Annotated in this window: 6 protein-coding genes and 2 pseudogenes; 7 read left to right on the forward strand and 1 reads right to left on the reverse strand. The window is 42.8% G+C overall.

Going from position 1 to position 10,975, the window contains the following annotated elements; all coding sequences use genetic code 11:
* A pseudogene (locus H579_RS29520) lies at nucleotides 1–204 on the reverse strand (IS4-like element ISCku4 family transposase); the annotation flags it as partial.
* Nucleotides 205–646: 442 nt separating this feature from the next.
* Here H579_RS29520 and H579_RS26370 point away from each other — a divergent pair.
* From H579_RS26370 to H579_RS26385, 7 genes and pseudogenes are all read left to right on the forward strand, one after another.
* Complete coding sequence (locus H579_RS26370) at nucleotides 647–4,747, forward strand: TOMM system kinase/cyclase fusion protein (protein WP_051227853.1); 4,101 nt, start codon at nucleotides 647–649, stop codon at nucleotides 4,745–4,747.
* A gap of 18 nt (nucleotides 4,748–4,765) precedes the next feature.
* The gene (locus H579_RS0118025) at nucleotides 4,766–5,626 is read left to right on the forward strand and encodes a hypothetical protein (protein WP_028301835.1); all 861 of its coding nucleotides are present in this window, start codon (nucleotides 4,766–4,768) and stop codon (nucleotides 5,624–5,626) included.
* A gap of 67 nt (nucleotides 5,627–5,693) precedes the next feature.
* Nucleotides 5,694–6,473: a phytanoyl-CoA dioxygenase family protein gene (locus H579_RS0118030; RefSeq protein ID WP_028301836.1), complete on the forward strand. Its 780-nt coding sequence runs from the start codon at nucleotides 5,694–5,696 to the stop codon at nucleotides 6,471–6,473.
* Between the two features lie 23 nt (nucleotides 6,474–6,496).
* Nucleotides 6,497–7,636: an amidohydrolase family protein gene (locus H579_RS0118035; protein ID WP_028301837.1), complete on the forward strand. Its 1,140-nt coding sequence runs from the start codon at nucleotides 6,497–6,499 to the stop codon at nucleotides 7,634–7,636.
* Nucleotides 7,637–7,638: 2 nt separating this feature from the next.
* On the forward strand, nucleotides 7,639–9,759 hold the full coding sequence (locus H579_RS28095) for a YcaO-like family protein (protein ID WP_051227856.1): 2,121 nt from the start codon (nucleotides 7,639–7,641) through the stop codon (nucleotides 9,757–9,759).
* A 362-nt stretch (nucleotides 9,760–10,121) separates the two neighbouring features.
* On the forward strand, nucleotides 10,122–10,649 hold the full coding sequence (locus H579_RS28100; protein WP_051227860.1) for a hypothetical protein: 528 nt from the start codon (nucleotides 10,122–10,124) through the stop codon (nucleotides 10,647–10,649).
* Between the two features lie 26 nt (nucleotides 10,650–10,675).
* A pseudogene (locus tag H579_RS26385) lies at nucleotides 10,676–10,975 on the forward strand (transposase); the annotation flags it as partial.

Raw genomic sequence — 10,975 nt, forward strand, 5'->3', positions numbered from 1 at the left:
AGCACTCGAATGAAACAGGTGTAGAAGAGAGGGGTAATGACGGGGATTAAGAGATAGTGCTCGAATAAAGCTGGAAACACCGGCGTTATCGGCTCGGACAGTAAAGCCCATAAGAACGAGGCATAACCATAAGAATGTTCGTTTTCTTGAGCAAGCTGATTTTAAAGACTGGACAGCGGCAAACCACACCCACCATAATTTCATAGTCGCCTCCTGGTTTTTGGCCTGACTTTGGTTTGTGGTGAATTTAAGTCCAGACCATAAACTAGAGAGGCGTCAAGCTTATGCTTCCTCTATCGAGAACTTCGCACTGTCCAGGTGTTAGTATATGCGAGAAAATTATATGTTGTGATTTCGGCGCTGTTAGGTACCGTTTCGTCGTATTCATAATGGTTTTTTAAGAAGTACCGAAAGCGGCTACTTTTCTAACTATGCTTTACTTTCACCGCTAACAGAAAACTGATACCTTAGTTTTCGTATTGGTTTTTTATTTATATATATTGATTAATATTTAGCCAGAATTACATATCTAAACGAAAATAACTGTCGGCTTTATCATCAGGAGCAAACAGTCATGCTATCGGTGGGGAAGTAGCATTTATCAGCGTTTAGATATGTCATTCAACGCATGATGGGATATCCAAAAATGGCGGCAGATTCAGTCAGCTACGATGCAATAACAAAAAATTTCGATTCACCTGCCTATAAGCTATTAGAAAAAATTGGCGAAGGTGGGTTTGGCTGTGTTTACAAGGCAACACAGATTAACACAGGGCAAGCTGTCGCCATTAAATTTCTGGTTATGGACCCTGAGTTTGATGAGCCGAAAAAGAAACGTTATATCGAACGTTTTGAACGGGAAACATTACTTTGCAGTCGATTAGAGCATCCTAATATTGTCCGTTTATTGGATAAAGGGCGGGGTAAGAATGATCTACTGTATGCTGTATTTGAATACGTTGATGGTAAAAGCTTAAAAGAAGCCCTTATCGAATCAGGCGCGCTTCCTGCGGTAGAAACAGCAGAAATCATGGGGCAAGTACTGGAAGCCCTGGTGCATGCCCATGAACAAGGCGTGATTCACAGGGATATTAAACCTGCTAATATCATGCTGCAGCAAACCGGCGTTAAAACCTACGCAAAAGTGCTGGATTTTGGTATCGGCACCCTGGTGAACGAGGCGCGTCAGCATGACTACAGGACACTGACTCTGACTCAGGAAACCCTGGGGACACCCTCCTATAGCTCACCAGAGCAGCTGCGTGGAGAAGCGCCCTCTGTTAAAACCGATATATATGTTTGGGCTTTGGTATTTCTGGAATGCTTAACCGGTGAACCTGCGGTCTCCGGACCAAGTGTAGCGGCTATCTTCCATAAACAGCTTAGTCAGACGAATGTCCCGCTACCGGCACCCATTGTCGGGCATCCTGTGGCTGCACTGTTACGCCGGGCGTTACAGAAAAAATCCCATGAACGCACCATTACCGGCCCTGAGCTATTCAGTGAACTTAAAAAGCTGAATTTTTCCAATCTTGTGGGCAATCTGTCCAGTCGTGGAGTAGGAGGTCTCGCCGATACGACCACCTGTGCTGTTACCACCGAGCAGGACACCATGGTTAACAGTAACGCACATGCTATGACCAGCCTGGTGGAGCGTAAACAGATCACCGCATTGGCAGTGTGCTTGCAGGTGCGTAAAGTCACAGATGGTATAATTGACAGTGAAGTAGTAGAAGCCCTGCACCACGACCAGAAAAACCAATGTGTCGATATTGCCGTACGTTATAGTGCAACCCATGTCGGTACTCTAGGTGATACCCTACTGTTCTATTTCGGTTATCCCGCCGTGAGCGACAACGACGCCCGCTTATGTGCCCGTACCGCACTGGATATTATTGGTAGTCTGGCGAAACGAAATGCTCAACTGAGCAGTGGTCAAGGCATTGTCATGCGTGCACGCCTCGGGATACATACCGGTCTGGTCACCACCTATGCGGATTCAACGCCAGAAGGAGAGACACCCAACACTGCACTGGAGTTATGCCGACAAGCGGGAGAAAATCAGATTCTTTGTTCTGATATCGTCCGTAAATTACTAGAAGCCTATATTCAATTTGACCCTGCCAGCGTGATTGAAGTCGGTGTCAATGCCGAACAGATCCCAACCTTTAAACTGACCGGCGAACGATTGGTTGAAGCGTTTGGCTTCTTACGAGGGAAACAGCGTAACGAATGCTTTATCGGCCGGGAACAAGAGCTGGATACCCTGAGCCGTATTCTGGATCATCAAAACCATGAGGAAGAGTCATCAAGACTGGCCCATGTGTATGGTGAAGCCGGTATAGGTAAATCCCGTCTCGTATTTGAGCTGAGAAACAAAGCTAAAGGCTACTACCATTATGTAGCCCAGTGCCTGCCAGAACACCAGAATAACGCCCTATACCCTATTCTTAATTTGCTGAAGTTCAAGTATTCGCTGGATGCATTGGATAATGACCAAACGACAGCTTTACTGATAGATCTGGCAGAGCTACTCGACAATGAGCACGCTTCAGTGGTAACACAGGCATTACCAGTACTGCTTACCTGGCTTAATATTCCACTACCGGAAGGTATGGAACCATCAACTTTTGCTCCAGACGTACAAAAACAGTACCTATTCAATGCCCTGTCGGCTCTGTTTATGAACAGTGAAGGGCATGACGCTAAAAAGCTCTATATCTTCGAAGATATGCACTGGGCTGACCCCACCAGTATCGAATTTATTGCTCAGTTTGCAAACAATATTCAAGCCTCTGATGATGTGTTTATCAGTACATCCCGCCAGCCGCTCCCGCAACTACTGGCGGATAAAGGTTTCAAGTCAGTCGAAATAAACCGCCTGGATGCGGAGTCTACTAAAGACTTTATCTCAGCGCTGTTTGATAAAGAAGTTATTGGAAAAGATGTACTGAAACTACTGATAGATCGTACAGACGGTATCCCGCTATTTATCGAAGAGCTGGTCAAAATGCTGCAGCAGAAAGAGCTGGTTCATAGACTAAATGGCATGATTGTCTTTATTAGTCCAGATAAACTGGATGAAGTACCTACCAGTTTAAGAGACTCCTTGCAGCAAAAGCTAGACTCATTGGTTTCCGCCAAAGAAACCGCTCAGTTAGCAGCAACCATAGGACGTGAGTTTGACTATGATCTTCTTGTGGCTGCATCGAATCATACTGAAAGTCAGGTTCAGAATGACCTTAATGAGTTGGTAGAAGCAGAACTGGTTTATCAACAGCGTAAAGTTGATGGTGATAGCTATCTCTTTAAGCACGCCCTAGTGAGAGATGCTGCATATGAGAGTATAGGGGGACTATCTCTTAAAAGTAGCCATAATAGGTTAGCAGATGCAATTATCAGCAACTTCCCTCATATAATTGAAGAGCAGCCTCTGGAGCTTGCAAGGCATTTAGGCGAAGGAGAGAGATACTCTGAGGCGGCTGACTTTGGCTTTAAAAGTATTGAAAACCTTGTTTGGAGTTTCTCTTATAATGAGGCCCTAATTGCTAGAGAAATTGTGGATAAATGGATTGAGAGAATCGGCTGTGAGAGTGATGAGTATAGAAGGAAGTTGTCGTTATACGAACTCTTGTTACCTGCAGCATTAGCTGTAGAAGGCTTTTCCTCTGATAAGGCTAGTGACTGGAGTGAAGAGATTAAAGGCTCTAAACTTTTTGATTCTAGTGAGATATACCCAGCCTTGGATAAAGTTCAAGTTAAGATAGAGTGGATCAAATTAGCTAACTTGCACTACTCATCTCAGAGAGAAGTAGCTAGGGAGTTCGGTGAGTCTCTCCTCGATAGGTATTCTGGTGAGGAGTTCAGCGAGTTCCGAATGCTGGTGCTATCAGTCCTGGGCCAGATTTATCAGTTTAGTGGAGAGCTCGAAAAATCAATTCTCAGTTTCGAAACTTCTTTATCCATATATGATCAAAATACATCGCATCATGTCAGCTTAGAGTATGGGTATGACTTTTACCCAACTACACTTGCATTCTTATCATTGTCATATATTCATGTTGGTCGTTTAGACGAATCTGTTGAGGCACTTGGCTCCTCTATTCGTTACGCTGAAAGCAAAAAGAGCAGTATTTCAATTATGATCTCCTTGAATTTTAAGGCATTGTTTTACTCAATGCTGAAGAAGGATTCTATTGTTCTGGAAGTGGCGAATTACTACAACAACAACCATTATAATGAAATGGAGCCAATTTTTTATAAAATCTATATGGATATTATGTCAGCGGCAGCAGCTGGGGATGTAGTAAAGGCTAGGGATCATATTGTCTTTCTAGTTAACTCAGTTCAAAATTTTGCCACAGGTTGGTATTTCCACTTAATCGCTAGAAAAATGCTTTTGCTAAATGATGCGGATGGAGCAATAGAAATGATGGAAATGTCAATGACTGAGGCTAAAAAGTCGCAGGAGTATGCAGTGTTTCCAATCATTCAGCATGCTTTAGCAATGTCTTATTATAAGAAAGATGGGTTTGTATCGAGCAGGGTTAAAGATAATTTGCTTGAAGCTATTGAAACTGCTCAATCTCAGGGTGCTAATTATTTAGAGTATGAGTCAAGAATATTTCTATCTGAAATTGATTTAGCGATAGAAGTCTGTGAGAATGAGAAAAGGTTAGATGAGTTAAGAGGGTTTTTAATTGATCACTCAAATAGCCTATCCGACTTGAAAGGTTCTTTCGATTAATGCTTGAGGTAAGTTTAGATGGATAACTTGAATACTGGCTCAACAAGTATCTTTGTTAAAGATGTAGCAACATGGGAAATGCTTTGGCAAAGAGCAGTAGCTTATTATTGGAGTAACTACCAAGAAATCACAGAAACAGTCAGTTCAGAAGATGTTCTTTGGCATGTTTTGAAGTCACTAAACGTGATTAATGCTGTAAATGAAGGTAACGGTATTGTGGCCTTTACTTCTGAGCCAGGTGGAAATGGTCATAAAATCGTTGAAATAACAGTTAATGATGGAAGCTCTTTCCCTCTGCCAAAATATGATGTTAGTGATGCTTATCGTCCAATTAATGGCTGGGAGAATCTTTCTGTAGGCCTTACAATCAGAATACCCAAGAAGCCTACTGATAAGAGTCAAGCCGTTGAAGTACTATCTCAGTTTGTTCAGCTGGGTATGTACTATCCATTTGGACAAGCCGTCAGTGGTGCATTCGCTACGGAGAGCGTTCAGGCTGTTCAGCCTGCAATGTTGGATTCCCAGGTAGGCGATCGTACCGGTGTAGAAGAAGTTGATGCCGACTATGATTGGATTCAGTTTGTACCTCGATTAGCAGCTTATATTTGGGGTAATGAAAGCTTTAATCAAGAAACTTTAAACCTTAATGTTAATTTAAATAAAGAGCTTACCAACAGCTTAGGTTATGTCGTAAGTGAGGGGTTAGTTGTTAATGGTGAGTATGCGGCTGAGGCTCCTGTTGTAAATGGTCAATTCAACCATAATGCTTATGTTAGCCGTGTAACTGTTGAGTTTCCTGCCCCCCCAGAACTAGAGCAACCTATGGCTCTGGCTGATTTGATTGCAAAAGGTGCTAACAACCCATTCACTAGCAGCTGATTTATTGCTTCGAAGGTGTTCAATATGGACACCTTTTTCATTCCCTCGTTGATAATAAGAGCATGCTATGTACCAGACCACAGGTTTAGCAGACAAATATAATGATGATGGTTTTATAATCATTGAAGATTCTGGTATTTCAAAAGACTTGGTACTTGATGCAAAGCAAGCAGTTTACCGTATATTAAAGAAGGAATATCAAACAGGAATTGAGCCTTGGTGCTTTGTGGGAGATGGGGTTAGCGAAATTACTCGTATTTCACAAGTTCATCTTTCTGATCCTTGTATCTATAAGTTACTCACTAGTGAGCATCTTGGTAAGGCTGCGTCTCAAATATCGGGTGCTAAAAAAGTAAAGATATGGGGGTCACAACTCTATTACAAACCAGTTGGTGCAGGTAAACAGGGTCATGTTGGTTTGCATCGTGATTCTGAGCATGTGCCTTTTTTTGCCAAAAATGCCATAACAATGTGGTTACCATTGACTGATATTTTGATGAATAGTGGTCCTATAACTTATGTGAAAGAGTCTCATCAATGGGAGACAAAGTTTAAATATTCTGGGGGGCATATTCAGGATATTAACACTCAGAAAGCTCTAATGCGGTGCGAGTGCCCAGAAAATACATGGCAAGAAGAATATGCTTTAATTCCTGCTGGTGGAGTTTGTTTTCATCATATGGATACATTGCATGGTAGTGGTGAGAATCACTCTGATTTAGAACGTATTGCTATTGCTGTCGGCCTTGTAACGGATAAAACATGCTTTGATGATGAGGCCGAAGATTTTGGTTATGCGGCAATTCTTGATGATGACAGAATGTGCCCAACTATTTTTGCTGGTTAATATGAATAATAGGAAGGTGTTCGTTGAGCAGAATTATTGACTGTGATCGTCACGTTATTGAGCCATTGGAAATGTGGCAAGAATACGCTGACAAAAGAGTTATTTCCCAATATCCCATCACCTTTCATCCGGATAATTTAGAAAAACAAACTGATCGCTTTGAGCGTACAGGTATTGATAAACCCTTACCTCCTATCGTTTATCTCGGTGATTTCCCAATATTGAGCAATTGGGATGAACAACAACAGATTGCCAGTGCTTTGATTGATAAAAAAAGCTCTGGTGAAAGAAGAAGAGCGTCTTACCCTAATACCCAGATAGAGTCTATGGATGAGTCTGGTGTAGCTGTAGCCAATATTTTTCCTACTTTCTGTATGTATATTGTTAATCATAAAGATATCAGTGCAGAAAGCTCTTTAGGGTATGCGCAGGCTTATAACCGTTGGTTAGAAGATTACTGCGCTTATAACAATGAACGCTTAAAAGCTGTTGGTATGGTTAGTCGTCACGATACCAGTAGCCTTGTTTCCCAGGTAGAAGACATTGCTAGGCGAGGCTGGAAGACTATTACTCTGAGGCCTGAGCCAATTCTGGGTAAAACTTTAGGCCATCCTGAATATGAAGCTTTCTGGGATGCTTGTGAAGCCAATGATATAGGCATTGCTTTCCATGGTGGCACTCATTTGCAGGGCACTACTGTAGGAATGGATCGCTTCTCAACACGTTTTAATTTGCATGCTTGTTCTCATCCCATGGAAGCGCAGATGGCCTTCATTACCTTATTAGAGGCAGGTGTGCTGGAGAGACATCCTAAGTTACGTTTTTTATTCTTAGAAGCAGGTTGCTCCTGGGTTCCTCAGTGGTTATGGCGTTTAGATAATATCTGTTATGACGAGTTTCCTTATTTAACTCAGGATGCGATCAAAATGCCGCCGTCTGAGTATTTCAAACGGCAGTGTTGGGTCTCTGTTGAGATTGGTGAGCCGATGAAAGATGCACTTGAGATGATCGGTCACGAAAGATTGGTTTATGCCAGTGATTACCCTCACCCTGATCATTTGCACTTTGATCTACACGAAATTGCAAATGAGATGCCGGATCTTTCAGAGCAGCAGTTGAGAGAAATTCTGGAAGAAAACCCCAAATCGTTTTTTAAGATTTAAAGATGACTCAGAACGTACTTCAATGGAACCGTAAGTATCGGGTTTACACTTTGCCCGATGAGAGTGTCGTGTTATCAAGCACAGATGACCAATTTTGGTTATCCAGACAACATTTTCCTCTTTTCAATTTAATTGATGGTGAGAAAAGCCAGGATGAGATTGCTGGTGCATCAACTAACTTATTAGATGGTAGTACCTTTCTCTACCGGGTGGACTATCTGAAAGAAAACTCGGATTGTTTTACTGATTCAGGTGATCAGTACCGTCAGAGCTTACCCGTTGAAGTACTGTCTCAAAGTCGACTTGCTGAGTCTGTGATTAAGCTTTCATCCAGTAGCGATAGTGCTCTTTTATTGCTGTTGGAGCAGTGTGCTTCCAGGCTTGAAGGTGACAATACTGCACGTTTGATTTGGGTCGATGATTTTTTAGATAAAGGCTTAGTTGAGGTTGTTCAGCGGATTGATAGCCCCTGTGCTTTTATTTGTCAGACTGAACGTACAGTAAATGTGAGTCCTGTATTCTCAGCCGGTTCTGCAAATCGTTTCGTGTCGTTCCAGAGCCGATTGTTAGCTAACAAACCTGTTTTGCGCATGCTGGCTAATCTGTTTCCAGAACAAAGCCATTGCCCTCCGATTAAAGACACTGACTTTTCTTCTGTCAGTGAATACTCTCAACAAAAGCTATCGGATAGCATTTGTCAGAGTTTGCAGTCTGCTGAGGATGCCCTGATTGAAATCAGTTTTACCGGTGGGGTTACGCATCATGCTTTTAATAATGCTTTGGAGGTTAGTCCTGAAGCATTTACAGAGCAGGTATTACAGCCTATTGAGCTGAAATCTTGTTCGGTGGAGTTTAATAAAGATGGTGGTTCACGCCATATCTGCCCTTCAGAAACGGTCGCTAAACTCAAGCCTCTGATTGATCCTGTAACCGGTGTAATTTCAACGCTGGAAGAGCTGGCGTCGGAAGGTGATTATCCCGTTAAGATTTATCGTACGGCGTTTTACAAAGCTCTACCACCAAAGGATATCGCCAAAATTGCCGAGGACAGCTTTGTTCAAACCTGCTTGGGTAAAGGCGTAACTCATGAGCAATCCAGGGCAAGTGCGCTGTGTGAAGCGATAGAACGCTATTCGGCTCAGTACCAGGGGAGTGAGCCTTTATTACTCAAGACTCCACAGGCGCTGGGTAAGCGTTACTATGATTTTCAATCGTTAGTGCCCTATAGCGCTGCTCAGTTTGACTGTTTCACAGATGCAAACCATCCAGATTCACAATTAAAGCAAGCGGCTCAGCCCTATAATGGGGAAGCGATTCACTGGTTACCTACTTGGTCTTTGACAGAAGAGGAGCAAGTTTATGTGCCTTTGGTGAGTTGCTTTGCGAATACGCCTTTTGAAGAGGACCGGTTTGGTCGTTGGCACTCGAATGGTGCGGCGGCGGGGAATACGCTGGAAGAGGCAATTTTACAGGCGTTGTTTGAGCTGATTGAGCGGGATGCAACGGCGATCTGGTGGTATAACCGAATCCCAAGACCAGGCTTTGATTTAGGTCGTATCGATCCAGAATACTATGGCCCTCTGCATGAGAGTCTTGCGGATAAACATGATTATTGGGTGTTAGACCTAACTCATGATATGGGTGTTCCTGTGATGGCTGCGATTGGTAGGCATAAAGGAACTGGTGGCTATATCTTCGGTTTTGGTTGTCATTTACAACCGGAACTAGCCGCTCAACGTGCGTTAACTGAGTTGTGTCAACTTATACCGATCCGCAATCAGAACGGTGCGCCGTTTGACTTTGATGCCATTGTAGGTGGCCCCCATCTTAATCCTGCTGCTGATGTACAACCGGAGGCTTATCTGTTTGAGCCAAGCGGCGATATTAAGCAAGATATTTTGGCGATTGTATATAAGCTCAAAGCTTTGGGTTTTGAAACACTGGTGCTGAACTATTCCCGTGAACCTCTACCAATAAAGACGGCTAAGGTCTTTATACCTGGGTTATGTCATATCTGGCCGCAGTTGGCCAATGAGCGTCTGTATCATTTGCCTGTGACGCTTAGTTGGTTAACAGAGGCAAATACGGAAGAGAATATTAACCCTCAGGCGCTGTATATCTGATTTGTTTTCTCAAAACATGTGACACTTTTAGCCCTTCTATTGAGAAAAAGAGGGCCTTATTTGTATATGTAGATCGGTTACATAGAGTTTTTTACAAAAAGATACAAAAAGATTTGGTCGTTTAGTTAGCTAGTGATTTTGTTAGCAACCTGTATTTATAGTGTGGAAGACCATCCTTGCGTCATTATTTGTCCCAATGGTAAGGCCTAAGTTTTTATGTGATATTAAATCCGGCTTGTTACTTAAGTCGAGATCAATCATAGCAATAGTTCGGACAGTTTCAGGAAGAAAAGAGGCTGGTCACATGAGTAGAAACTGCGAAAATATCATTCGCCAAAACCATATACCGCAGAAGTCTACTCATGGAATCTTTAGTAAAAACTGTTCTGGACTCAATGTCCATCAGCAAACCACAAAAAAATTTTATCGCACTCCTGCTGACAGCTTTAGTGGTCGTACAGGGCAAAGCAAATTTTCGCAATATGAGCCGATACAGTGTTATGAGTGAAAAACGCTTCAGCCGCTGGTATCGCTACACCTTTAACTTTTATGAGTTCAATACTCGCCTGATTTTTGGTGAACTTAACAAATCACATCAATGTATTGCGGCTATTGATGCCAGTTTTATGCGTAAGAGCGGTAAGCATACTGAAGGGCTGGGTATGTTCTACAGTGGCGCTTCCAAAAAGGCAGAGCGAGGACTGGAAGTGTCTCTGATATCGATTATTGATCTTCAATCTCATACGGCCTATGGGCTCAATGCCTGGCAAACACTGGATCAGCAAGGCAAAACACGCGTTGAGCTTTATGCCGAACAGGTTGTGTCTGTTGCACCGGATTTATTAAATCGGGGTATGAGGTGGTCTAATAGATGTAACCAGTCCAGTTAAGGATAACTCCATTAACTGGAGAGAAAATAATGACCAGAAAAAGTTACACCAAAGAATTTAAGCTGGATGCCATTTCATTGGTACTCGAACAGGATTATAAAGTCGCTGAAGCAGCCAGAAGTCTTGAGATCAATGACAATATGCTCAGACGCTGGATCAAAGAGCATCAGGCTCAGGATGAACAGGCCTTTCGGGGCAATGGTAAGCTAACAGATGAACAGCTGAAACCCGTCGCCTGAAAGAGCAGGTGCGTCGTCTTGAGATGGAGAAAGATATCTTAAAAAAGGCGACGGTCTTCTTTGCCAGAGAAACGAAATAAAGTATTC

The sequence above is a fragment of the Oceanospirillum beijerinckii DSM 7166 genome, assembly GCF_000422425.1.
Classification (GTDB): Bacteria; Pseudomonadota; Gammaproteobacteria; order Pseudomonadales; family Halomonadaceae; genus Oceanospirillum; species Oceanospirillum beijerinckii.

Excerpts from the sequence above, each read along its gene's own strand:
- H579_RS26370 (WP_051227853.1), top strand. The coding sequence starts at position 647 with ATGGCGGCAGATTCAGTCAGCTACGATGCAATAACAAAAAATTTCGAT.
- H579_RS0118025 (WP_028301835.1), top strand. The coding sequence starts at position 4,766 with ATGGATAACTTGAATACTGGCTCAACAAGTATCTTTGTTAAAGATGTA.
- H579_RS0118030 (WP_028301836.1), top strand. The coding sequence starts at position 5,694 with ATGTACCAGACCACAGGTTTAGCAGACAAATATAATGATGATGGTTTT.
- H579_RS28095 (WP_051227856.1), top strand. The coding sequence starts at position 7,639 with ATGACTCAGAACGTACTTCAATGGAACCGTAAGTATCGGGTTTACACT.
- H579_RS28100 (WP_051227860.1), top strand. The coding sequence starts at position 10,122 with ATGGAATCTTTAGTAAAAACTGTTCTGGACTCAATGTCCATCAGCAAA.